Here is a 24,053-nt window from a genome sequence, read left to right as displayed (position 1 = left end):
CATCTGCACCATCTGTGATTTAAACCTATTCGTCGGTCCTCCGTCAAACTGGCCATGACGACGACGACGAACACAACCGCGCAACGACAGCTCCAGCACCTGTACTGGCGGGCAGGTTTCGGCCCGACGCCGGAGCAGCTGGCGGCCGGCCTGAGCCCCCGGCAGGCGCTGCAGAAGCTGCTGCAGGACTCCCGCCGGTTCGAGCCGCTCGACAGCCCGGCCATGCGCTACACCGAGCCGCTGCCCACGCCTTCGGGCGAGATGATGCGGGCGGCCGGCGCGCCCCAAGCAGCCATGGTGACCACGCCCGACCAGACCGCCCGGCCTGCCGGCGCAGCTCCGGGCAAACTAACGCCTGAGCAGCGTAAACAGCAGAACCGGAATCTTCGGAGTGCTTTTTATGCTATGAACACCGGCTGGCTGACGCGCATGGCCACGTCGGAGGCGCAGTTGCGCGAGAAGCTCACGTTTTTCTGGCACGGCCACTTTGCCTGCCGGGTGCGCCGGCCCGATGCGGCGTTGCAGCTCAACAACACCATCCGGCGGCTGGCGCTGGGCAAATTCCCGGAGCTGCTGCTGGCCGTGAGCCGCGAGCCAGCTATGCTGCAGTTTCTCAACAACCAGCAAAACCGCAAGCAGCGCCCCAACGAGAACTTCGCCCGCGAGGTAATGGAGCTGTTCACGCTGGGCCGCGGCAACTACTCGGAAGCCGATGTGAAGGAAGCGGCCCGGGCCTTTACCGGCTGGGGCTACAATGCCCAGAACAAGTTCGTGTTCCGCGACAAGCAGCACGACGACGGCCCGAAAACCCTGCTGGGCCGCACCGGCAACTTCGGGGGCGAAGAGGTGCTGCGCATCATCCTGGAGCAGCCCGCCTGCGCCGAGTTCATTACCACCAAGCTCTACTGCTTCTTCGTGAACGAGGTGCCCAACCCGGCGCATATCAAGCCGCTGGCCCAGGCGTTTTTCAAGAACGGCTATGATATTTCGGTGCTGCTGGAGCAGCTGTTTTCGGCCGACTGGTTTTACGCCGCCGCCAACGTGGGCACCCGCATCAAGTCGCCCATCGAGCTGCTGGCGGGCATGAAGCGCACCCTGGGGCTGGAGCTGGCCAACGAGCGGCCGCTTATTGTGTTTCAGAAGGCCTTGGGGCAGACGTTGTTTGAGCCGCCGAACGTGGCCGGCTGGCCCGGCGGCCGCGCCTGGATCGACTCTTCGTCGCTGCTCTACCGGCTGCAGCTGCCGGCCGTGCTGCTGCGCAACGCCGCCTTCGACGTGCAGCTCAAGCAGGACGAAAACGACCTCGACCCCAACCTGCCCCGCGCCGCCCGCACCTTCGACCAGGCCGTGAAAACTACCGTACGGCTGGCCCCGCTGCAGCGGCTGCTGGCCGCCACGCCCGCCGCCCAGCAGCCCGCCCGCCTCAGCGAAATCCTGCTGCAAGTACCCATCCGCCCCGAAAACCTACCGCTGGTGCGCGGCGAGCTGCGCGACATGACCACCGCCCTGCTGAGCCTGCCTGAGTATCAACTCATGTAGCTAACTCGAGGTATGAGCACGACGTAGGGGCGGGGCTTGTCCCCGCCCGCCATTGCAACGGGCTGTGCGGTAAATAGGATAGCCGTTCGATATGTTGTTCTGACAGCGGTCGGGGACAAGCCCCGCCCCTACATCGTGCTCACACCTGGAGTTAGTTACGAAGCGTGTGCCTTCGCTCAGCATGACGGCCAATTTACCCCACGATATCCGCTCCTTCAATCTCCCGCTAACCCCACGCTATGACTACCCGCCGCGACTTTCTGAAAGCTTCCACGCTGGCCAGCACGCTGCTGTTTGTGCCCAGCTTCCTGCACCGTCTCGATGCCCATGCCCTGCCCAGCCTGCGCGACGCTGCCGGCCGCCGCTTGGTGGTGGTGCAGCTCAGCGGGGGCAACGACGGCCTCAATACCGTAATTCCCTTCGAAGATGACCTGTATTTCAAGGCCCGGCCCACGCTCGGCATCCGGCCCCAAAGCGGGATTCACACCCTCGACAAGGGCCTCGGGTTCAACCCCGCTATGCGCCGCCTCAAAGGTCTCTACGACCAGGGCCACGTGGCCGTGCTCAACTCGGTGGGCTACCCCAACCCCGACCGCAGCCACTTCCGCTCCATGGACATCTGGCAGAGTGGCTCGGGAGCCGATGAGAGCCTGACCACCGGCTGGCTCGGCCGCTACCTCGACTCGAACTGCGCCCCCTGCACCCTGCCCTACAACGGTGTGGAGGTCGATGACACGCTTAGCTTAGCCATGAAGGGACTGCAGCGCAAAGGGCTGGCACTCAAAAGCCCCGAGAAATTCCATCAGCTGACCCAGGGCCGCCTGCTGGCCAAAATAGGCCGTGAGCAGCCGGGTAGCAGTATTTCGGAAGTGGACTATCTGTACAAGACGCTGGCCGAAACGGCCTCATCGGCCGACTATCTGTACCAGAAAAGCAAGGTGTACAAGTCGGCCGTAACCTACCCGAACAGCGAGTTTGGCAAGAGCCTCAAAACCACCGCCGAACTGATAAATTCGGGCGTCGAGTCGCGGGTGTTCTACGTGTCGCTCAGCGGCTTCGATACCCATGTGCGCCAGCAGGAGCAACAGGCCCGGCTGCTCGGCGACCTGTCGGAGGGCCTGGGCTCGTTTGCTGAGGACCTGCAGAAGGCCGGCAACTTCGATGACACGCTGGTGCTGGTGTTCTCGGAGTTCGGTCGCCGCGTGAGCCAGAACGCCAGCAACGGCACCGACCACGGCACGGCCAACAACGTGCTGCTGCTCGGCGGCGGCCTGCGTCGCCAGGGCATCCTCAACAATGCCCCCAACCTGCAAAACCTCGACGCCGGCGACCTAAAGTACCAGCTGGACTTCCGCTCCGTGTACGCCACCGTGCTGCACGACTGGCTTCAGGCCGACGACCAGGCTATTCTGGGCAGCAGCTTCGAGCGGCTGAAGGGGCTGGTTTAAGCTAGCGTAGCGGCGCCTTGGATACGTACAAAAACCCGCGCTGGCTGCCGCAGACCTTGGAATCCTGCCAGCGCCCGCATAGCGGGGCCGAAGCCGTAATGTATAGGCGCGAGTTAGCATCGAAGTACAGGCTTGTCATCTGGTGCTGCTGGGGCAACGTCAGGCGCTGGCCGGTAGAGGTCTGAATGGCCACCGACTCGACGTATCTGCTGGAAGAGTTGGGATAGGTAGGCTTCTCCTCATACTCGATGCGGTATTCGGTACCCGAGGAGGCCAGCACCCGATCGAGCCCCACGCGCAACTGATGGGAAGGCCGCCAGTCACGGTAGTGCTGCCAGGTCAGGCCCTGGTCGAGGCTGAAGGCGGAGGGGTGAGCGGCGTACTTAGTGCCGGTGTTGGAAGAAGCTCCAAGGCCGGTAGTAAGCACTAGAAGCGAATCCTGGCGCTTATAGAAACCGAATATTCCTATTTTGTCCGCGTAGTTACCCGTCTGCCAGGTTCGGCCGCGGTCCTTGGTTTGGTACACTATGAACCGGGTCGTGATGGTCAGCGTGCCATCAAGGTCGCCGGTTACGGCTTCAATGGGCCGGTCGTCGGGAGACTGCAACGCATACCAGTCGGCGTACTCTATAACGGCAGGAGTTGCCTGCTCCTCTTTTTGGCAGGCCCCTAAAGCGAGGCTCAGGCAGGCAGCAAATAATAATCGTTTCATAAGGTGTCAGGCTATAGATGAGGAGGACGCTAAGGTAAGCGGCGGCGCAGCCGTAAAGCAAGGCGGCGACGCACGAAATTCCTGTTGCCGCATCACCCAAATCAACGCTGAATCACGAAGCCTACGAAATACTCGCGGTCGGCTTGGCGGGTAAGGGCGAACTGGCGGCCGATATCGAACTGCATATTTTTGCCCACACTGAAAACGGCCCCGGCGTTTAGGGCCTCATCCCAGCGGCGGGCGCGGAAATCGTGCTGGGCCACCAGTTCGGCGAAGCCCATAAGCCAGGGCCGAAAAGCATGGTCGAGGTTGAGGGAGGGACTCGTTTGCAGGTAGTGCTGAGTTTCGTCGCGGTCGAAATTCAGGCTCAGCGGCAGCTGGGCGCTGATGTTCCAGGTATCGGCCAGGGTGTAGGTGGCGGGCAGCAGCAGGCCGTACTCGTAGCCGCCCGCGCCCTGCCGGCCCCCGGTGGGCAGGCGTACAAACCCGATGGCAGCCACGGCCAGCGGGCTTTCGGTAGAGTCGTTGCCGAGCAGGTTGCGCTTGAAACGCACCGTGATGTCGCCGAAGCCCTGACTGCGGGTGCGGGGCGCGTCGGCGGTGGCAGAAGTCCGGTCCCATTCGTAGGCGTCAATGAACAGCTGCACATCGGTGCGGTTGTCGAGGCCCATTTTCAGCACAAAGGCATTGGCCCGGAAGGTGTACTGTTTGGGTTGCCGGCTGGGGTGGCTGCTGATAAGGTTTACCAGGGCGGTTTCAAATTGAAAGTGCCCCGCATCGACTGTGAACGGGCTTTCGGTGACGCCGGGCCGGTCGGGGGCCAGGTCGCGCAGCAGCTCCCGCGGCACCGGCCGAAACAGCGAGTAACGGCTTTTTGCGGCCGTTAGCGGGTCGGTAGGCGCTTGAGCGGTGGCCAGCAATGGCAGCAGGGTCGCTAAAACGGAAAGGAGGAGCAGGCGCATCATAGTATTAAGAGGGGAGAACAATCAACCCGCGGCCGACTGTGGGCACCACCGGCAGGCAGAAACTACTATGCACCCACATGAGGGAAGCGGCCGGCCGCCAGCTAGGCCGGGTGGCTAACGTGCCTTCAGCCACTCTACCAGCCCATTCCAGTACTCGGTAGCTGGCTGGGGCCACTGCCACTGCCCATCGGGGCCGGTGCGGCCGGGCCGCCGGAAATCGGGGGTTACGCCCGCCAGTACCTGCACCTGCGTGCCCCGGCGGTAGCCCAACGCGGGCCGCAGGCGCCGGGCGCTGGCGGCCGCCTGTACTGTGGTATCGAGCCCGGCGTAGTAGGCCAGCACCGGAATTCGCTGCCGGCTGAACACCTGATATGGGGCAGCTTCGGCACGGGTAGCGGCGGCAACGGCTTCCAGTACCGCAAACCCGGGCTGGGGCTGCTGCCCGGCGGCCTCGGCCACCCGCGGGGCGGCCGGGCCCCGGCCCCAGTAACCTACCCGCCCCGAGTCGATGGCAACTTGCCGCCGTAGGGCGGCCAGCGCCGCTACCGGCAGCACCGCGCCCGAATCGGCGGCGGCCGGGGGCAACAGCAGCGCTGCAATGCCGCGGCGGGCCAAGTGCGTCGCGCGGCGGGCGGCGGCGGAGCCATCGGCGGCCGAGGCCAGCAGCACCAGTGCCGGGTGGCGGGGCAGCGTATCGTCGGGCAGCAGCAGGCGCAGGCGTTGCGCGGGTTGGCCGGGCACGGTTACCGTCAGGGTAGTGTCGCGGAAGCCGGGAGCCGGGACTTCGCCGCGCCGCACCCACACAAAATCGGCCCGCACGCTGTCCCAGTTGAGTACGCCGCGCAGAAAATCGCCCTCGCGCACGGCCTGCACCACTATACCGCCGGGGGCCTCCTCCAGCCGCAGCTGCGGGGCCTGGTAGCTGGCCGTAGCCGCCTCAAATTCCAGTCCCGGCAGTTGCGGAAAGCTTAGCGTGGCCGTCAGCTGACCGGGCCTGACTTCGCGCAGGTCGAGGGCCGTGCGCAGCTCGCTGCCCTGGTAGCTGATGGCGCCTTCGTAGTGGCCGGTGGGCGGGGCCGCATTGGCTGCCTCGCTCTCGCCCGGGTTGCCCGAGCAGGCGCTCAGCAGCACCCCCAGCAAGGGGGCCAGACCGGTAATACGAAGAAAGGGAGGGCGTTGCAACGGCACAGAGTGATGGGACAGGCGGGCAAAGGTAGCGCATGCGTACGGAACGGGTAAACGGCCCCGACCGGCGCCTACAGGCCCTTTCGCAGAATCAAATCGGTCTGGGTTTCGGTGCCGAGCTGGAACGCCTGCTGCCCGATGGGCCGGAAGCCGAAGCGCTGATAGAACTCCCGGGCCCGCTCGTTCTTCTCCCACACGCCCAGCACCACGGCCCGGCACTGCTGCTGGCGGGCCTCCTCGATGGCCCGGCGCATAAGAGCCGCGCCCAGACCGGTGCCAATCCAGTCTTCGGCCACGTACAGGCGCTCCACCTCCAGCCGCTTCTCGGGCGTTTTGGTAGGGTCGAGGCCCAGGCTGGAGCGGGTGTTAAGCTTGGCGTAGCCCACCACCTGCTGCACCATCTGGGCCAGCAGAAATATGGTATCGGGGTTCTGCAGCTCGGCCAGCTGCAGCTCGGGGCCGAAGGTAGCCGCCTCGTAGGCAGCCATATCGGCGGCATCGTTCTGGGCGGCGTAGGTTTCGTGGAACAGCTGCCGGCCCAGCTCGGCGAGCTGGGCGGCGGCGGCCGGTGTGCGTTTGGCAACGCTAATGCGCAGAGGATGGCTCATAACTAAACTGGGCCCGGAAAGGCAGGCTCCGGCAAAGGTAAATAGCTGAAGCTGCCCAGAAAACCGCTACCCTTTATTAAAGAGGCAGTTCAGCCAGCCCAGACCTCGGAGGGCGCTGTAGGGGCGGGGCTTGTCCCCGCCCCGCCGTTCAACGATTCAGACCCACGCTGTTCAACGACTTAAGCCCGCACCGTTCAACGGCAGGCGGGGACAAGCCCCGCCCCTACGTCGCCCTTTCATGGCTAATGGGGTATAGGCAGACGCCAGAAGATGCATTACAGGCTTGCAACTTTCGGAACCGTCAACTACTAATCTATTGTGTCGTTGCCGCGGATTTCGCGCCAGCCGTAGCGCAGCATCATCACGGCCGCTACCAGCATCATCAGGCGCAGCACCAGGGCCGTAGAGTTGAGGTTCCCGGGACCCAGGCGCTGGTACTCGGCATAGATGATCCAGAGCTGCATGCTCACGCCCAGCACCAGCAGGATACCGGCCGTCAGGAACAGCCAGGCGATAATGCGGCGGGTAGCGGGGGTGGGAGGCCAGGCCATAGCAAGCGAGGGTGAAGGTGGACAGATACCGGTCGGCCGCAGCGCCGGCCCGGCGGCCGCAACCGGCCGCCTACAAAAAGAAGCAATTTTTCGCGTTCGGGCAACGCTGTGTCGCACTTCGGGGCCGCATCCGGTTGGATTTCGGTTTTAGCCGTGTATTTTTGCCTGCACCAAGCCCCACAAGCGAGAGTAGCTCAGTTGGTAGAGCATCAGCTTCCCAAGCTGAGGGTCGCGAGTTCGAACCTCGTTTCTCGCTCATTGTGAATCAGCCACTTAGCCGCAAGGCTGGGTGGCTGATTTGGTTTTGGGGCATACCGGGGTGTATACATATACTCCTTATCCATCCAGCCGCCGCTGCAGCTCCTGTAGGAACAGGCCTACATGGTAGCCGTCGGCCAGGCCGTGGTGGACGTTGACGGATACGGGCATCAGCAGGCGGCTACCCTCGGGGCGCAGGCGGCCCACCGATATTTTGGGGATGCTGTCGGGGTGGCTGAAGCTGCGGGCGTGGGTAAGGCCGCTGAACGACACCCAGGGCAGGGCCGAAAAGTGGATGACATCGGGGCGGCCCGTTTCGGGGCCCAGGCGCAGGCCGCTGCTCTGGCGCACGGCCTCGGCTTCGGCCGCCAGCCCGTGGCCGAACGCGTGCAGATCGGGGCTGAAAGGAATGAAGCTGAACGCAAACGTATGGTCGGGCCGCGAGAGGGTGGCCGAGGCGTTGATCTGGTCGTAGCAGTCTACTTGGGCTTGCGCGTTGATGCGGTAGCGCAGGTTTTCTACGGTTTGCACGGCCGCCAGTGTAGCGTGCAGGTACAGCTGGAAGAACGAGACGCCCAACTCGCGGGCGCGGGCCTGGGCCCGGGTGGCGTCCACATCAGCCACGAGGCCAAAAAAAGGCTCTTCAAACTGCGAAAAGAAAGCAAAATGCTCCTGCCGGTTCCAACCAGCCTGCTCGATGCGGTGTTTCATGGGTGAGTACTGAGTAGGGAGTATTGGATAGTGAGATTTCGAAAATCGGGTTCCGGTACTGCCAAATGAGAGGTGCAAAGGTACCTTTGCGCCCCGTGCTGCTTCTAGCCCGGTACTGCACTTATTTTCAGTCTAACTACTCAATACCAACTACACAATACTTGCCTTCTATGCCCGCTCTCCGCCTTATTGCCTTCGACGCCGACGATACGCTCTGGCCCAACCAGCCCCACTTCGATGCCGCCGAGGCCCGCCTGCACGAGCTGCTGGAGCACTACGGCACCCCACAGCAGTTCACCGACCAGTTTTTTGCCGTGCAGCGCCAGAACCTGCCGCTGTTCGGCTACGGGGCCAAGCCCTTCATGCTCTCGATGATTGAAACCGTGCTCCAGCTCACCGACGGGCAGATTACGGGCCAGGAAATCCAGCATATCCTCGACCTGGGCAAACGTCTGCTCGACTTCCCCATCGAGCTGCTACCCGACGTAGCCGACACGCTGGCCGCCGTAAAAGCCCAGGGCCTGCCCCTGATGCTGCTCACCAAGGGCGACCTGTTCGACCAGGAAAGCAAGCTGGCCCGCTCCGGCCTCGGCGACCTGTTCGACCACGTCGAAATTGTGAGTGAGAAGAACGAAAGCACCTACCAGCGCATCCTCGACCGCCACAACGTGCGGCCCGAGGAGTTCGTGATGGTGGGCAATTCGCTGAAGTCCGACGTGTTGCCGGTGGCCCGGCTGGGCGGGCACGCGGCCTACGTACCCTACTATACCACCTGGGCGATGGAGCGGGTATCGGAAGCCGAGCAGGCCGGCGTGGCGTTCCGCCAGATGCAGTCGGTGGCCGAAGTGCCGGCGTGGCTGCGGGAACTGGCGGGGTAGTGAAGGCTAGCGGGCCAGGGCCCGCCGCAGTAGGTAGCGCGTCTGTAACTCCGAGTCGTAGGTGGTTTTAGTGTCGTACTGCGGGCGGTTCGGATCGTTGAACGTGAGCGAGGTTTCCACCGTCTGCCTGGCCCCGACCGGCCGCTCGCTCGTGCGGATTTCCAGCAGCTCCCAACCCTCGGCCGACAGGGCGTTGAGTGCGTTTAACAGCAGCACCTCCGCGGCCCCCGGGCGCATCTCCCTGGCCAGACTCCGAAAATCGGGTTCCAGTACCGTGCGGCCCTCCCAGGCCGGTGCGAAAAATATCCGCGCATCGTTGTCGAGCCGCACCAGCTGGTACTCGTAGCGCACCCCGTTGGCCGGCGCGACGGTGGTAACGGTGGTTGTGGGCGGCGGGCTGGCGGCCGGCAGCTCGGCCAGCAGCGCGGGTTGGGCTTTTTGGGCCGAGGCGGCGCCGGAAACCAGCAGGGTCAGCAGGAGCAGGGTAGATTTCAGCATAATTCGAAAAGGCTTCAAAACGCGGAATATGTCGCGTTTCGAAGCCTTTTCGAATTATGTGCCAGAAAGCAGTTGTGCAGTCTCTGTTCCCTCCGGAGAGATAGAGTAACCGGGTCGATTATTAATACAACTCCAAAACCCCTATGTCATCCGAAGTCAGTAATGCGGTAATTTCTTCCAGATGCTTCGTCAATAGCTGCGCGATAAAGGAATTGCCTGATTGCCGGTCCGCAGCAACACTACTTTTGGCGGGTGGCCGTGCACGGCTGCTAATCGGTAAAAGTCCTCGTCATTAGTAACGATAAGTGCTGCATTTACTTTCGCCCACGCCCACTCCCATATTTCCTCGTCCGATGCCGGTGCCGTCAGGCCACACCGGCTGACGTGTACAACCTCCACCGGCACATCTGCCAACTGCCGGACCAGCCGATACGATAGGTTGGCATCAAGCAGCTACTTCATGCCGCCAACTGCCGGACCAGCCGATACGATAGGTTGGCATCAAGCCGCCACTTCATGCCGCCACCTGCCGGGTGCGCCGCTCGATATCAGCCGCGAAAGCCAGCGCCGCCCGGATATGTACCTGAGTCAACTCCGGAAAGTCTTCCTCGATTTCCGCAAAGCTCATTCCGGAGGCCAGCCAGGATAAAATATCCTGCACGGCAATGCGGGTGCCTACGATGCACGGCTTGCCAAACCGGATGGCAGGATTGAATTGGACGAGCGGCTGCTTGGGTTCCATACTTGAAGATACGACTTAATCCCGCTTGGTTTTCAGCACCTGCTTGAGGGCGGCCAGCTCGTCGCGGAGCTTGGCGGCGGTGAGGAAGTCGAGGTCTTTGGCGGCGGCTTCCATCTGCTTTTCGGTTTGCTTGATGAGCTTCTCCAAATCCACCTTATTCATCGTAGACACCACCGGCTCGGCGGCAATGGACAGGGCCACATCAGCGTCGGGGCCGGCATAGCCCTGGGTTTCCTGGATGCGGTAGTCGGAAAGCGAGGTTTGGCCCATAATTTCGGCGTGGCTCTTGCGCACCGTGCGGGGCGTGATGCCGTGCTCCTGGTTGTAGGCCAGCTGGGTGGCGCGGCGGCGGTTGGTTTCGTCGATGGCGCGCTGCATCGAGCCGGTCATGCGGTCGGCGTACATAATTACCTTACCCCGGTCGTTTCGGGCGGCCCGGCCCATGGTCTGGATCAGGCTGCGCTGGTCGCGTAGGAAGCCTTCCTTGTCGGCATCCAGAATGGCTACCAAGCTTACTTCGGGCAAATCGAGGCCCTCGCGGAGCAGGTTGACGCCAATGAGCACGTCGATTTCACCCAGCCGCAGCTGGCGCAGGATTTCCACCCGGTCGAGCGTTTTTACGTCGGAGTGCACGTAGCTGCTCTTGATGCCCAGGCGCTCCATGTACTTCTGCAGCTCCTCGGCCATGCGCTTGGTGAGGGTCGTTACCAGCACCCGGTCGCCCATTTTCACGCGGTTGTCCACCTCGTCCAGCAAGTCGTCGATCTGGTTGGTGCTGGGGCGCAGGTCGATTTCGGGGTCGAGCAGACCGGTGGGCCGGATGATTTGCTCCACAATGATGCCGTTGGCCTGGGTCAGTTCGTAGTCGGCGGGGGTGGCACTCACGAACACGGCCTGGCGGTACATGCTCTCGAACTCGTTGAACGTGAGCGGGCGGTTATCAAAGGCCGAGGGCAGCCGGAAACCGTACTCAATCAGCGCGGTTTTGCGGCTCCGGTCGCCGCCCCACATGGCCCGAATCTGCGGCATGGTGGCGTGGCTTTCGTCTACCACCAACAGGTAGTCGTCGGGGAAGTAGTCGAGCAAACAGAACGGGCGGGTGCCGGGCTGGCGGCCGTCGAAGTAGCGCGAGTAGTTCTCGATGCCCGAGCAGTAGCCCAGCTCCCGAATCATCTCCAAATCAAACTCCGTACGCTCCATGATGCGCTTGGCCTCCGAGTCGCGGCCCTCCTTCTCGAAGTAAGCGTGCTGCTGCACCAAATCGTGCTGGATTTCCTTAATGGCCTGGTTGAGCGTGTCCTTGCCGGTCACGAACAGCTGGGCCGGGTACAGCGTCACCGATTTCTCGTCGGCCAGTTTCTTGCCGCTGGTCGGGTCGATGCGGTGGATGGCCTCAATCTCATCACCAAAGAAAAACAGCCGGTAAGCGTAGTCGGCATAGGCCGGAAACACGTCCACGGTGTCGCCCTTCACTCGAAACGTGCCGCGGGTAAACTCCACCTCGGTGCGCGAATACAGAATCTGCACAAACTGGTAGAGCAGGTTGTTGCGCGAATACCGCAGGCCGGGGGCCATGTAAATCACGTTTTTGCTGAACTCCTCGGGGTTGCCAATGCCATAAATGCACGATACCGAGGCAATGACAATCACGTCGCGCCGGCCCGAGAGCAGCGTGGAGGTGGTGTGCAGCCGCAGCTTCTCGATTTCCTGGTTAATGGCCAGGTCTTTCTCGATAAATACATCCGACGAAGCAATGTAGGCCTCGGGCTGGTAGTAGTCGTAGTAGCTGATGTAGTACTCGACGGCGTTGTTGGGGAAGAACTGCTTGAACTCGCCGTAGAGCTGGGCCGCGAGGGTTTTGTTGTGGCAGAGCACCAGCGCGGGCTTGCCGGTTTCGGCAATTACGTTGGCCATGGTAAAGGTTTTGCCCGTGCCGGTGGCCCCAAGCAGTACCTGAGCCGGCTCGCCGTTGTTTACGCCTTCCACGAGCTGTTTGATGGCCTTGGGCTGGTCGCCGGTGGGCTGGAATTCCGAGGTAAGCTGGTAGTTCATGCAGGCAAGTTAGGTAGCCTCTGATAACTGCAATTCGGGGGCGTTGGTTCGGGTGATGACCAAATAGCATTTCTCGCAGAGACGCGCAGAGGTTTACGCAGAGGGCGCAGTGCCGTGCAAGGAAACCGAAAGCCCGCTTCCTGGTGGAGAAAGCGGGCTTTTAAGCGAAAAACCAACAATGAAAAACGAGGTTCTACCGCGGGTCGCGCCAGATGAGCGTGGGGTTGGTGGCCGTGGTAGCAAAATCGGAGCAGGCACCGTCGCCCTTGCCGCTGGGGCCACCGGCCGCGGCGCACACCACGTTGCCGCAGTTATCGAACAGGTAGGCGTAGGCAGCCGGGCTGCCGCCGGTTACCAGATACACCGTGCGGCCCTGGTAGGTGTACTGGGTTACTTCGGCGGCCGGGGTTTGCTTGGGTTTCTGCTTGAGCTGCTCGATGAGGGTGAGCGAGAAATTACCGGGGCAATTGTCAAAGGGCGACACATCGTCGGAGGTAACCGAGCAGCCCGCCACGCTCAGGGCCAGACCGATTGTCGTCAGAAGAAGGATAAAACGATTCATGGTGGATTTCGTGCTGAGTGGCAGGTAGCGGCCGGCAGAAGGGCAGAACGATAAGCGGCGCGAAGAACCCTGTGCGGCAGGCCGGTAGTTGCGGCTTGCCTACGAAGCTACCCTCGATTCTTCACTCTGCCTAATGTTCTATCTGCCTATCTCCTATCCAATTCCTTGCCACTCGAAAATTTACTGCACCACCGACATCACCTTGGTGCTGCCGAACTCTACCGTGGCTTCTACTCCCACGCTGTAGGGGCGGGTTTGCTGCACGGCGCGCTGGCTGGGGTTGGCATTGAGCGGCGTGATAAACACCTCGGCGCTGGGGCCTACCGTTACGTTCCAGGTTGAAAGCGCTGGCTGGTAACGCACGCCCCCGCCGAGGCGGCCCGAGGCAAATAGCGTCCGGTAGGGCGACTCCGACGAGCGGATATCGTAGCTGCGGGTAGCATCGGGCGAGCCCTCCAGCTCCGAGCGGCTGTTGAGCAACAGGCTGACCACCGCACCGGCTTTGGCATAAAGCGAAAGGCCGGCCTTCTGCGAGCCATAGGTTAGGCTTACCGGTACAGCCGCCGTGCGGTAGCGGTACGAGGTAGGCCGGGCCGAAGCGCCCGTGCTGCCGGTCGTAAAACCGGACCCGGCGTTGCGGTAGGTCTGCTGGGTGAAAATATCGGGTGCCTCGCTGCCCACCTGCTTGCCATCCAAAAAGCCAAACGACGTAGCGGAGGAAGCCCGGCTTTCGGCCCACTCGGCTCCGGTTGATACCGTCCAGCGGGGGCTAAGCCGGTAAGAGGCTGTGAGGGCAACGCGCTGGCTGGGGCCCGAACGTAGGTTGCGGCGGTACTCCTGCTCGGCGTCCTCCTGGTAGTAGCTGCGTAGGGCGCTCGTTACGGGGTCGGCCTGCGTACGGCCATCGGCTCGCGAGAAGTTGATATTAGGATTGAACACGCTCAGGGCGTAGCCGCCGCCCACGCGCAGACGCTTCCAGAGCTTGCCGGTGGCTTTAGGCTCGGGCTCGGGCGTAAACGTGGCTTTCGCCACCGATATAGGCGGTACCTCGGCCGGGAGCAGCTGCCGGCGCTGGCCAGGGCGGCCCAGGCCCAGTTCGTCGCGCAGGTTCAAATCGTCGAACGACACGGCGAGGTTGCCGGGCTGGCCCCAGGCAGCGGCCACGCCCTGGCTCCAGCCCGGCAGGGCCACTGCGGCGTAGGCTCCCCGGAAAGTGTTGGCGTTGGCTGCCAGGGTAGCAGTCCGCTCGTTTTGGCTGCTGTAGCTGGCAGCCAGTCCGTTTCCGGTGCTCGGAGCGCGGCCCGGCCCATAGGCTCCGGCCAGTTGCGCGGCCTCCGCGGCGGCAAGGGCAGCAGCCAAGTCGGCGGCTGGTCCGGCAGGGTAGTCGTAGCGGCCGCGAGGGTCTTCGGGCAGCGTCAGGCCCAACGACGACAACGATGAGGATGATAATTCGGTGGGTCCGGTGGCGGTGGCCAGCACGGGGCTGTCTGGCCGGCCCAACTGGGCCAGGTAGGCCCAGCTAGCCACGCCCAACGCCAGCACCAGGCAGGCGGCGGCGGCCCAGCGGTATACGGCGGCCCGCTGACGGTACATGGCGTTCTGGCGCAGCATGTCGGCGTGCTGCTGCGCTACCAGCTCGTGGTCGAGCTGATCCCAGAAATTGGCCCGCGGGCGTACCTCCGCCTCGGCCAGCTTCTGCCGGAAAAGGTGCTCCAGGTCGCCGCTTGGGCGCTCGGGCTGGTGGTTGTCAAAGGGAGGTTTAGCGGAAGCCATGAGGACGTTGCGCGTCGAGGCGCTCTATTTTGTTTTTCAGAATGGCGCGGGCCCGCGAGTACTGCGACTTGCTGGTACCCTCGGAGATGCCCAGTAGCTCCCCGATTTCCTTGTGCCCGTAGCCTTCAATGGCAAACAGGTTGAATACCATCTGGTAGCGCGGGGCCAGATCCTGAACCATGCCGAGCAGCTCTTCGAAGTTGTAGTTGGAAAGGGTAAACTCCTCGCCGGCCAGATCCTGCGGGTAGTCGCCCCCGTCGCTTACCGCTACCAGCGGGGCGTTGCGGCGGTGCTGACGCAGGGCCGCATTCACCATGATACGCCGAATCCAGAATTCCAGCGGGCATTCGCGGCGGAAGCTGGCCAGGTTCTTAAACACGGTCAGAAATCCTTCCTGCAATACATCTTCTGCCTCGAAGGTAGTTTGGGCATAACGCAGGCACACGGCCATCATACGGCCCGCAAACCGCTCATACAGGTATTTCTGCATGAGGCGGCTGCCGGCCAGACAGCCGTCAAGCAGCTCGCCATCGGAGAGCTGGGCGGGCGGCGTGAGGGTGCGGCCGGCCGTGGGGGCCGTAGCCGCCGCCGACCCGGTAGCGGCATGGGCTCCCGGCAGCAGGCTACGCAGGCTGCCGACCCCACTCAGGGCTGCCGACAGGGCGCTCATTGGGCTTGCCGGCCAGTGCGGAGGCCGGTTCCGGAGTAGAAGGCGTGCTGCATACGCAGGTAAGATAATAGAGGGGAAACAGATTCCGGCTAGCGGCCGGCTAAGTGCCCATAAGAGGACAAACTGCCCGGCGAAGGTTGCATAGCCGCCGGACTATTTCCGAACCTGTAAGGTAAGTCTTTCGTCTTCATATAGTTTAACCAACAGCAAGGGCAGCACAACCTTTTGTTTAATTGAATGTATATACATTGAATTGTTGGCTGCCAACCGGATTTTTCGTCTTCATACCCTTCATTCCCCCCTGCCCATGAAAACCCTGATTCTGTTCTATTCCACTTATGGCCATGTATATAAGCTGGCCGAGGCAGTAGCCGAAGGCGCCCGCGAAGTTGAGGGCAATGAAGTTGTAATTAAGCGCGTGCCCGAAACACTGCCCAAAGATCTGCTCGACAAAATCGGGGCCACCGAGGCCCAGAAGGCGTTCGGCCATATTCCGGTAGCCACGCCCCAAGAGTTGGAGCAGTACGATGCCATCATCATCGGCACCCCCACGCGCTACGGCAACGTGTGCGGCCAGATTCAGGCCTACCTCGACAGCACCGGCGCCTTATGGGCCGAGGGTAAGTTGGTAGGTAAAGTGGGAGGGGGCTTCGTGAGCACGGCCACTCAGCACGGCGGCCAGGAAACTACCCTGCGGGCCCTACAAACCGAGTTGATGCACCACGGCATGGTGATAGTGGGCCTGCCCTACGCCTGGCAGGGCCAGATGGGCCACCACGAAGTAACGGGCGGCACACCCTACGGTGCCAGCACCGTAGCCGGTGGCCAGGGCGAGCGGCAACCCAGCGCCAACGAGTTGGAAGGTGCCCGTTTCCAGGGCCGCCACTCGGCCGAAATAGCCAAGAAGCTGGCTTCGTAAGAGTTAAAGAGAAAAGGCAAAAGCCATTGAACGAGCCAAGTGGCAACGTTCAACGGCTTTTGCCTTTTCTCTTTAACCTATTTTACAACTGATTATAGGCCTTGATGAGGGCGTTAAAGGATTCGCGGTAGGTGTCGCCGATGGGCAGCAGGCGGCCCGCTACCTGCACTTTGCCCCGCTCGACGTGCTCGATGCGACTCAGGGCCACCAGAAACGACTTGTGGATGCGGGCAAACCGCTCGGGCGGCAGCACTTCCTCCAGCCGCCGAAACGACTGTAGCGTGAGCACCTTGCCAGTGGTAGTATAGAGCATCAGGTACTCCTTCATGCCCTCGATGTAGAGCAAATCATCGAAGGCCACGCGCTGCAGACGGTGCTCGTTTTTCACGAACATAGCATCGTCGGGTGTTGCCGCAGCGGGGGCAGAGGCCGCTTCGGGTGCGGCGGGGGCAGGTGGTGTGGTGGCGGGCGCGGTGGCCGTCAGCTGCTGGCGTACCCGCTGCACGGCCTGCACAAACCGCTCGAAGGCAATGGGCTTGAGCAGGTAATCGGCCGCGCTGAGCTCGTAGCTGCGTACCGCGTACTGGTCGTAGGCGGTGGTGAACACAATGCGCGGGCCGGGCTGGGGCAGCAGCTGGGCCAGCTGCACGCCCGTTAGTCGGGGCATATGAATGTCAAGAAACACGACATCCGCGGGGTTGTCCTGCAGAAACGCCAGGGCCGCCAGCGCGTCATCAAACTGCCCCACCAGCTCCAGCCCCGGCACCTGAGCGCAGTAGTCGGCCAGCAGGTCGAGGGCCAGGGGCTCATCATCAAGTATTACGCAGGTCATAGGTGAAGGCGCGAATCGGTGAAGGGGTGGTTCTGCTGCTACTGCTTTCTGCTACGGCAGCAGCACTAAGGTAACGCGGTGCTGCTCCGGGGTGGTTTGCACATCGAGGGTATGGCGGTGCGGATACAGCAGCTCCAGGCGGCGCTGCAGGTTGGCCAGGCCCACCCCGCCGGGCTGCCGGGGCAGGGGGCGCTCGGCATCGGCGGGGGTTACGTAGTTGAGCACCGAGAAGCGCAGGAGGCCATCGGCGGCCAGGTGCAGGGCAATGTGCACGGCCACGGGGCGGGCCGTCAGGTCGCCGTGCTTGAAGGCGTTTTCGACCAGCGGCAGCAGCAGCAGCGGCGCAATGGGGTGTACACAGTCGGGGTTGGTGCCAGCTACTTCCAGCACTATCGCCTCCTGGGCCGAGGCTGGCAGCCGCAGTCGCTGCAAATCCAGAAAGCTGCGCAGGTGGGCCAGTTCGCGGCTCAGCGGCACGGTGTCGGTGCTGCTCTCGTAGAGCAGGTAGCGCATAATTTCGGCCAGCCGCAGCACTGCCTCCGGTGCTTTGTCCGATTTGCGGCTCGTGAGCGAGTAGATGTTGTTGAGCGTGTTGAACAGGAAGTGCGGGTTGATCTGGGTTTTGAGCATGGCCAGTTCGGTGAGCAGTTGCTGGCGCTCCAGTTCGCGGCGGTTGCGCTGCCCGCGCAGGTAGTCGTCGGTGATGCGCATGGCTGAGGCGCTGCCGATGATGAACGAGCCCAGTATAGCTGCCGCAAACAAGCGCATAACCATATCGGGTGGCGTGGGCTTCTTGAGCTTCGTAACGTCGATTTTTAGCGTGGTTGAGTTGCCCTGTTTGCTGGGTGACGGGGGTACTTCCTGGGTTGATACATGCACTCCGGATGGGAAAAGCTGGGGCATCAGCCAGCCGTTCAGGCCCAGGTAGGGCAGCAGCAGCAGGGCGGCCATCGGGATGTACTGCACCACCCGGCCGCGGCCCAGCGTGGAGGGTATCAGCCAGCGCCAGGTCAGGTAAAACAGCAGGGCGGCGCCTAAGTCTTCGAGTAGCAGGCGGCCCAGCTGCGGCAGCAAAGGCGCCCACTCGGCTGCCGTGAGCGGAAACTGCGGCAGCTTCGAAAGGATGTTGCTGAGCTTCAGCCCGTCAATCGTCAGTAGCCACAGCCACAGCAGAATATGCACCCAGCGCGGTACCCGGGTGGCCTCCGGGTCGTGGACCGACCACTCGGTGGGCCGCAGCCATTCGCGTAACCGCACCCGCCAGCTACGCCAGCGCGGCGGCCGGAGCGAAGCAGGAGCGGCGGGAGCAGGCGGGGGCAGAACTTCCATCCTCGAAAATAGTGCAACTGTGGGTTGCCGGCCAGCCTTCTTCAATCAACCCCGCCACCGGCTCCCCCAACGCCCCGGGCCGGCGCACCAACCCGGCCAACCAAAATAAGTGGCATTTTTTTAGGGTTGAGGAGAAGAAAAAAGGGTTGCGGGGTGTAAACGGAAGGTTGGTTGAATTGTGAGAGAAAGATATAGTGCTGCCGCTAGGTTTGCAGCAGTTCTTTCGGTTTCGTCCTTTTCATTCCTCCCTCATGCGCTCTGTTTCTACTGCCGCCCCGCTGCTCGAAAGCCACGACCTGAGTTTCCGTTTCGGGGCCCGGCCTGTTTTGCACGCGCTGAACCTGCAGGTGGAGGCCGGCAGCATCTACGGGTTTCTGGGGCCGAACGGGGCCGGCAAAAGCACCACCATGCGCCTGCTGCTGGGGCTGCTGCGGCCTGCCAGCGGCACGGTGCGGCTGTTTGGGCACGAGCTGGCCCGCCACCGGGTGGCGCTGCTGGGCCGGGTGGGCGCGCTCATCGAAAGTCCCTCGCTCTACGACCACCTCACGGGCCGCGAAAACGTGGAGGCCACCCGCCGCCTGCGGGGCGTGCCGGCTCACCGTACAGCCGAAGTACTGGCGCTGGTAGGCCTCAGCGCCGATGCCCATCGGCCCGCACGCGAGTACTCGCTCGGCATGCGCCAGCGCCTCGGGCTGGCCCTGGCCCTGCTGCCCGACCCCGACCTGCTGCTACTCGACGAGCCCACCAACGGCCTCGACCCCACTGGCATCATCGAAATGCGCGCCCTGCTGCGGAGCCTGTGCCACGAGTACGGCAAAACCATCCTCGTCAGCAGCCACCTCATCAGCGAAATCGAGAAAACGGTAACCCATGTGGGCGTAATTCAGCGGGGCCGACTAGCGTTTCAGGGCAGCCTGCCCGACTTGCAGCGCCTGCAAACCGGTCGTGCGCAGCTGGTGCTCGAAACCGAAAACGCCGCCACCTGCCGCCAATTGCTGCCGCACCTGCTGGCCGGCGCCACGGTGGCCGGCTCCGGCACCCTACAGCTGCCCTGGCTGAGCCGCGAACATACCGCCGAGCTGGCCGCCGGGCTGGCATCGGTTGGCCAGCCCATCTATGGGCTGCGCCAGGAGCAGCCAACTCTGGAAGATACTTTTCTGCACCTCACGGAAGCGGGAAGGAGTGAATGAACGGTCATGTTGAGCGCAGCCGAAGCATCTCTACCGCAATGCTAATCATGTCGGCTGATTACTGTTCAACGAAGCGGTAGAGATGCTTCGGCTGCGCTCAGCATGACCGTTCTTTTACTCCCTCACACATCATCACATCACTCATGGAATACGCCCTGCCCACTGCCCCCGGCCCGTTTATCCAGCTCGGTCGCACTTTGGTTGCCGATGCGCTGAAGATGCGCCGCACCGCTGCGCTGTGGCTGGCGCTGGGCGGCGGGGCGTTACCGGTGCTGCTCAACCTGCTCATCTTCTACTTTAAAGGGCATTTGCTGGTGAAACCCGGCCAGAACCCCTGGCCGCAGTACGTGGGCATGAGCTGGCAAACGGCTTCGGTGCTGCTGCTGCCCCTGTTTGTAGTGCTGCTGAGCGGGCTGGTGGTGAACCTGGAAAACCGGGGTGGCTGGCGGCAGCTGCTGGCCCAGCCGGTGGGGCGCGGCGCCGTATTTGGCAGCAAACTGCTGCTGCTGCTGGTCCTGAATGCCGTGGCCCAGGCGCTGTATGTGCTGCTGCTGCTGGGGGCGGGTGTGCTGCTGGGCTGGCTGAAGCCCGCTATAGGCTTTCAGCAGCACAGCATCAGCCTCCTGCCGGTGCTGCGGATGCTAGGCCATACCTACGTGGCCACGCTGGGCATTCTGGGCGTGCAGTACGCGTTGGCGCTGGCATTCAGGGGCTTCGTGGGGCCGCTGGCGGCGGGTATAGCCAGTATCGTGTCGGCCCTCACGCTGCTGCGCTGGGAGTACATCGACCTGGTGCCCTACGCGGCCCCCACCCGGGTACTGCGCCTGCTTGAGGGCGACACGCAGCTACACGTGGCCGCCGCGCTTACACCGGTCGAGTGGTACTCGCTGGGCTGGTTTGCGCTGGCGGTGCTGGTGGGCTACCTGCTGCTGCTCCGCCGCCCAATTACCGACTGACCGCACCCGGTAGATTCTCTGCTTTCTCTGCCACTACTAAGGCAACCTTTGCCTGCTGTTCTCCTCTATTAGCGCCTTATCGCCCGTACCCATGAAATACACTACTCCGCTGGCCCTGCTCACGGCTACGCTACTGGCCGCTCCGGCCCTGGCTCAAACCGGCCCGCCCACCGGCCCCCGACCCGCTGGAGTGCCTGCCGGAGCCGCCCTGGCCAAACCCATTTTGCCCGCCGCCAAGGGTACCGGCCGCCTCGAAGGCACCGTGCTCGACGCCGACACCAAAAAGCCCGTCGAGTTTGCCACGGTGGCTTTGCTGCCGGCCAGCGGTACCACGCCCATTGATGGCGCGGTGTGCGACGAGAAAGGGCGTTTTTCGCTGAAAGGGCTGGCTGAGGGTCAGTTTCGGCTGCAGATCAGCTTTATTGGCTACGCGCCCCAAACAGTGCCCGTAACCGTGGGCGGAGGCCTGACGACCGTGGCCACGGTGCGGCTGGAATCGACGGCCCAAAAGCTGGGCGAAGTAACGGTGACCGGCGAGCGGGATATCATCGAAACCAAGCCCGACCGCATTGTATACAACGCCGAGAAGGACATTACAAACAGCGGCGGCACGGCGGCCGATGTGCTGCGCAAAGTGCCCCTGCTGAGCGTAGACCCCGAAGGCGGCCTGCAGCTACGCGGCTCCAGCAACATCCGGGTGCTCATCGACAACAAGCCCTCCTCGGTAGTAGCTACCAGCGTAGCCGACGCGCTCAAGCAGATTCCGGCCGACCAGATTAAGAGTGTGGAGGTGATTACGACGCCCTCGGCCAAGTATGACGCCGAAGGCACGGGTGGCATCATCAACATCATCCTCAAGAAAAACAACCTGCAAGGCGCCAACGGCTCGGTGGGCTTGGCCGGCGGCAACCGCAGCTCCAACGCCAACGGCTCGCTCAACTACCGCAAGGGCAAAATCGGCATCACCAGTTCCATGAGCGGCTTTGTGTTCTATAGCCCCAACCGCAACGACCTCACCCGCACCCTGAAGGCTGGTGGCCAGGAGTTGCCGGCCGTGCGCCAGCAGGGCGACGGCAACACGGTGGGCGGCGGCGGTTTTGGCCGGCTGGGGCTCGATTACGACCCGGCTCCGTTTCATAACCTGCTACTGAACGTGCAGGGTAGCGTGTTCCGCAACGGCGGCAACTACCAGCAGTACAACAATACCCTATTGCCGTTTGCCAGCGAGTTTACCCGCGACACAGACCGCAAGTTCCGCACCCAGAGCTACGACGTGAACGGGGGCTACACCCGTACGTTTGATGGACAGAAGGGCCGCGAGTGGAGCATACTTGGCCAGCACACCCGCAACCGCAACCAGCAGGATTACACCCTCGACCAGTTTGCGGGTAATACCACGGCCAACGAGGCTAAAAACTACCGCGAGGACGGCAACAACCTGTCGCGCAACCTCGAAACCACCCTGCAAACTGATTACGTCCAGCCGTTTTCGGCCACTACTTCGTTCGAAGCCGGCGCCAAGGCCATCCTGCGCCGTGTGAGCAGCGTGTACGACGTGCTGAACAGCCCCAGCCTCACGGCCCTCGACCCGGTATTCAACCCGGCCCGCTCCAACCAGTTCGACTACGACCAGGATGTGCTGGCCGGCTACGCCAGCTACGGCTTCTCGGCTTCCGAAAAGCTGAGCTTCAAGCTGGGCACCCGCATAGAAAACACCCGTGTGCGCGGCAGCTTCCAGGAGCAGCAGGGAAGCGTGGATGAGCTGCCGAGCGTGCGCCAGAATTATACCGACCTGCTGCCCAACCTGAGCCTCAACTTCCAGCCCAAAAACGAAAAGAAGCCCGGCGAATCGGTGCGCTTGGCGTATTCGCGCCGCATTCAGCGTCCCCAAATCTTTTACCTCAACCCCTTCCGCAACACTTCCGATACGCTCAACGTGAGCTTCGGCAACCCCGACCTGCGGCCCGAGCTGACCGACAGCTACGAGCTGAATTACACGACCTTCGTGAAGGGCTCGGTGCTGAACCTGAGCGCATATGTGCGCCGCACAGGCAACGCCATTGAAAGCTTCCGTGAGGTGAAAGACGGCGTTAACCTTCAGACGTTCCGCAACATTGGCCGCAACGCTACTTATGGCGGTAGCGTGTTTGGGTCGGTTAAGCCCCTAAAAGACTGGAGCGTGAGTGGCAACCTGAACGTGTACTATGTGTCGCTCAAGAGCCCCGGCCTGGGCTTCAGCAACAGCGGCGTGCAGTACAATCTCAATCTGAATTCGAGCTACAAATTCGAGAAGGGCCTGAGCCTACAGTTCTTCGGGGGCCTCAACTCGCCGCGGGTGCAACTGCAGGGCAAGCAGGCTGCCTGGACCTACTACTCGATGGGCCTGCGCAAAAACCTGCTCAACGACAAAGCCGACCTCACGCTGAACGCCGACAACTTCTTCTCGGCCACCCGCAACCTGCGCAGCACCCTCGAAACCGACCAATTCCGCCAGGAAAGCAACAACTACCTCTACCTGCGCGGCGTGCGCCTGGCCTTCAACTACCGCTTCGGTAAAGTAACCAACCAGCCCCCCAAGCGCCGCCGTGGCATCCAGAACGACGACACCAAAAGCGGTGGCGACGGCCAGCAAGGCGGTCAGCAGTAGAAAAGTCGGAGGGTATGGAAAAGTTGGCCTTGCCGAACCGTAGGTGGTGCTACATTTACCGCATGAAACTATCTATCCGGCCGCTGCTATTTGCCACTGTTATTTTACTAGGTGCCTGTGCGCCGTCCCGCCCTACTGCCGTTTCGGCGCCTTCTTATCCGTGGTTTCCGTTTGAATGGTACACCACCAACATAAAAGGCAAAGAATACAAGGCAGCCATCTTCGTACCTATTAAAATTCAGGGTCTACCGGCCAATTTCGCTGCGCAGTTCGATTTGGGTAGTGATGCGACTGTACTGTACGGCGACGCCCTGAAGAACTATTTTGCCACTCGTGCCCAGCTATATGCCCTGCTCGATACCACCCGCGGCGGGATGAATGACTCGGGTATTCGCAACTACCCCACCACAGGGCTGCCAGTATCGTTCGGCACCACCCAAGTTCCTCAGCCACTGCTGATGGCGGGCTACGGAGATGAGGTGCCGGCTGATTCGTTGTATACCAAGTCGAGAAAGTTGGTGGGCACTATCGGGGGTGATTTTGTGGCCGACAAAGTGCTCGTCATCGATTACCCGCAGCAGCGCATGTGCGTGCTCGATTCGGTTGATGCCCACTGGCAGGCGAAAACCACGTTCGTGACAAGCCAAGTGCGCAATAACCGCATGCACATTCCCCTCACCATTGGGCCCCGTACCTATTGGGTATTATTCGACACGGGTTCCAGCCTGTTCACGCTGACCACCGATGAGCAGACCTGGCGGGGAATAACCCGGCCTGGCGGCGTCACCGACACGCTGGCTGTAAACTCATGGGGTAAGCAGGTGGCATTTTACGCCGCGCCAACACAGTCGGCCGTGTATCTGGGGGCCCACCAGTTGCCACCTGCTAGCGCCTGGTTTACCCGCGACCAACGCCAACTCGAATTCCTGAAAGCAGCTAAGATTGATGGACTCACTGGCAACGCTTTCTTTCAGAACGATGTCATCGTGCTCGACTTCAAGCGCAAAAGGTTTGGCGTAGTAAGGTAG

Annotated in this window: 23 protein-coding genes and 1 tRNA gene; 9 read left to right on the top strand and 15 right to left on the bottom strand. The window is 62.4% G+C overall.

Annotation, left to right across the window (positions count from 1 at the left end; all coding sequences use genetic code 11):
- The first annotated feature begins 54 nt into the window (after positions 1-54).
- Together J7E24_RS00835 and J7E24_RS00830 are read left to right on the top strand one after the other, a co-directional pair.
- A complete protein-coding gene (locus tag J7E24_RS00835) occupies positions 55-1,539 on the top strand; it encodes a DUF1800 family protein (RefSeq protein WP_215134153.1) in 1,485 nt (494 codons plus the stop codon).
- Positions 1,540-1,778: 239 nt separating this feature from the next.
- Complete coding sequence (locus J7E24_RS00830; protein ID WP_215134151.1) at positions 1,779-2,987, top strand: DUF1501 domain-containing protein; 1,209 nt, start codon at positions 1,779-1,781, stop codon at positions 2,985-2,987.
- A gap of 1 nt (position 2,988) precedes the next feature.
- Here J7E24_RS00830 and J7E24_RS00825 read toward each other — a convergent pair whose 3' ends face one another.
- The 5 genes from J7E24_RS00825 to J7E24_RS00805 form a co-directional block, all read right to left on the bottom strand.
- Positions 2,989-3,699, bottom strand: a complete 711-nt coding sequence (locus tag J7E24_RS00825) for a hypothetical protein (RefSeq protein ID WP_215134149.1) — start codon at positions 3,697-3,699, stop codon at positions 2,989-2,991.
- 101 nt (positions 3,700-3,800) lie between these two features.
- Positions 3,801-4,664 carry a transporter gene (locus J7E24_RS00820; protein ID WP_215134147.1) on the bottom strand — a complete coding sequence of 288 codons (864 nt, stop codon included), beginning with the start codon at positions 4,662-4,664 and terminating at the stop codon, positions 3,801-3,803.
- A 114-nt stretch (positions 4,665-4,778) separates the two neighbouring features.
- Positions 4,779-5,846 carry a hypothetical protein gene (locus J7E24_RS00815; RefSeq protein WP_215134146.1) on the bottom strand — a complete coding sequence of 356 codons (1,068 nt, stop codon included), beginning with the start codon at positions 5,844-5,846 and terminating at the stop codon, positions 4,779-4,781.
- A gap of 74 nt (positions 5,847-5,920) precedes the next feature.
- Entirely contained in the window at positions 5,921-6,457 is a 537-nt protein-coding gene (locus tag J7E24_RS00810; protein ID WP_215134144.1) for a GNAT family N-acetyltransferase, read from the bottom strand.
- Between the two features lie 308 nt (positions 6,458-6,765).
- Positions 6,766-7,008: a hypothetical protein gene (locus J7E24_RS00805; RefSeq protein ID WP_215134142.1), complete on the bottom strand. Its 243-nt coding sequence runs from the start codon at positions 7,006-7,008 to the stop codon at positions 6,766-6,768.
- Between the two features lie 183 nt (positions 7,009-7,191).
- Here J7E24_RS00805 and J7E24_RS00800 point away from each other — a divergent pair.
- A tRNA-Gly gene (locus J7E24_RS00800) sits at positions 7,192-7,264 on the top strand.
- Between the two features lie 80 nt (positions 7,265-7,344).
- Here J7E24_RS00800 and J7E24_RS00795 read toward each other — a convergent pair.
- Positions 7,345-7,977, bottom strand: coding sequence for a CatA-like O-acetyltransferase (locus J7E24_RS00795; protein ID WP_215134140.1), 633 nt, complete (start codon positions 7,975-7,977; stop codon positions 7,345-7,347).
- A 170-nt stretch (positions 7,978-8,147) separates the two neighbouring features.
- Here J7E24_RS00795 and J7E24_RS00790 point away from each other — a divergent pair, with 170 nt between their 5' ends.
- On the top strand, positions 8,148-8,855 hold the full coding sequence (locus J7E24_RS00790; RefSeq protein ID WP_215134138.1) for an HAD family hydrolase: 708 nt from the start codon (positions 8,148-8,150) through the stop codon (positions 8,853-8,855).
- 6 nt (positions 8,856-8,861) lie between these two features.
- On the opposite strand, the gene J7E24_RS00785 is transcribed toward J7E24_RS00790, so the two are convergent.
- The 7 genes from J7E24_RS00785 to J7E24_RS00755 form a co-directional block, all read right to left on the bottom strand.
- On the bottom strand, positions 8,862-9,353 hold the full coding sequence (locus J7E24_RS00785; RefSeq protein WP_215134136.1) for a hypothetical protein: 492 nt from the start codon (positions 9,351-9,353) through the stop codon (positions 8,862-8,864).
- 189 nt (positions 9,354-9,542) lie between these two features.
- Positions 9,543-9,752, bottom strand: coding sequence for a DUF5615 family PIN-like protein (locus J7E24_RS00780; RefSeq protein WP_317195604.1), 210 nt, complete (start codon positions 9,750-9,752; stop codon positions 9,543-9,545).
- A gap of 115 nt (positions 9,753-9,867) precedes the next feature.
- Entirely contained in the window at positions 9,868-10,095 is a 228-nt protein-coding gene (locus J7E24_RS00775; RefSeq protein ID WP_215134134.1) for a DUF433 domain-containing protein, read from the bottom strand.
- A gap of 15 nt (positions 10,096-10,110) precedes the next feature.
- Positions 10,111-12,147 carry an excinuclease ABC subunit UvrB gene (gene uvrB / locus J7E24_RS00770; protein WP_215134132.1) on the bottom strand — a complete coding sequence of 679 codons (2,037 nt, stop codon included), beginning with the start codon at positions 12,145-12,147 and terminating at the stop codon, positions 10,111-10,113.
- A gap of 193 nt (positions 12,148-12,340) precedes the next feature.
- Positions 12,341-12,709, bottom strand: coding sequence for a DUF6970 domain-containing protein (locus tag J7E24_RS00765; RefSeq protein ID WP_215134131.1), 369 nt, complete (start codon positions 12,707-12,709; stop codon positions 12,341-12,343).
- 180 nt (positions 12,710-12,889) lie between these two features.
- Positions 12,890-14,482: a hypothetical protein gene (locus J7E24_RS00760; protein ID WP_215134129.1), complete on the bottom strand. Its 1,593-nt coding sequence runs from the start codon at positions 14,480-14,482 to the stop codon at positions 12,890-12,892.
- Entirely contained in the window at positions 14,469-15,152 is a 684-nt protein-coding gene (locus tag J7E24_RS00755) for an RNA polymerase sigma factor (RefSeq protein ID WP_215134127.1), read from the bottom strand. Before J7E24_RS00755 ends, J7E24_RS00760 begins: the two co-directional genes overlap by 14 nt.
- Positions 15,153-15,459: 307 nt before the next feature.
- Here J7E24_RS00755 and wrbA point away from each other — a divergent pair, with 307 nt between their 5' ends.
- Positions 15,460-16,071, top strand: coding sequence for an NAD(P)H:quinone oxidoreductase (gene wrbA / locus J7E24_RS00750; protein WP_215134125.1), 612 nt, complete (start codon positions 15,460-15,462; stop codon positions 16,069-16,071).
- An 82-nt stretch (positions 16,072-16,153) separates the two neighbouring features.
- Here wrbA and J7E24_RS00745 read toward each other — a convergent pair whose 3' ends face one another.
- Positions 16,154-16,903 carry a LytR/AlgR family response regulator transcription factor gene (locus J7E24_RS00745; RefSeq protein ID WP_215134123.1) on the bottom strand — a complete coding sequence of 250 codons (750 nt, stop codon included), beginning with the start codon at positions 16,901-16,903 and terminating at the stop codon, positions 16,154-16,156.
- Between the two features lie 51 nt (positions 16,904-16,954).
- On the bottom strand, positions 16,955-18,232 hold the full coding sequence (locus tag J7E24_RS00740; RefSeq protein ID WP_215134122.1) for a sensor histidine kinase: 1,278 nt from the start codon (positions 18,230-18,232) through the stop codon (positions 16,955-16,957).
- A gap of 251 nt (positions 18,233-18,483) precedes the next feature.
- Between J7E24_RS00740 and J7E24_RS00735 the strand changes: the two genes are divergently transcribed.
- The 4 genes from J7E24_RS00735 (at position 18,484) to J7E24_RS00720 (ending at position 24,053) form a co-directional block, all read left to right on the top strand.
- Positions 18,484-19,422, top strand: coding sequence for an ABC transporter ATP-binding protein (locus tag J7E24_RS00735; protein WP_251046950.1), 939 nt, complete (start codon positions 18,484-18,486; stop codon positions 19,420-19,422).
- 143 nt (positions 19,423-19,565) lie between these two features.
- The gene (locus J7E24_RS00730; RefSeq protein WP_215134120.1) at positions 19,566-20,378 is read left to right on the top strand and encodes an ABC transporter permease; all 813 of its coding nucleotides are present in this window, start codon (positions 19,566-19,568) and stop codon (positions 20,376-20,378) included.
- Between the two features lie 91 nt (positions 20,379-20,469).
- Positions 20,470-23,025, top strand: coding sequence for a TonB-dependent receptor domain-containing protein (locus J7E24_RS00725; protein ID WP_215134117.1), 2,556 nt, complete (start codon positions 20,470-20,472; stop codon positions 23,023-23,025).
- A gap of 62 nt (positions 23,026-23,087) precedes the next feature.
- A complete protein-coding gene (locus tag J7E24_RS00720; RefSeq protein ID WP_215134115.1) occupies positions 23,088-24,053 on the top strand; it encodes a hypothetical protein in 966 nt (321 codons plus the stop codon).

It is taken from the genome of Hymenobacter sp. ISL-91 (genome assembly GCF_018613725.1).
GTDB lineage: Bacteria > Bacteroidota > Bacteroidia > Cytophagales > Hymenobacteraceae > Hymenobacter.
This window is presented reverse-complemented; position numbering and strand designations above follow the sequence as displayed.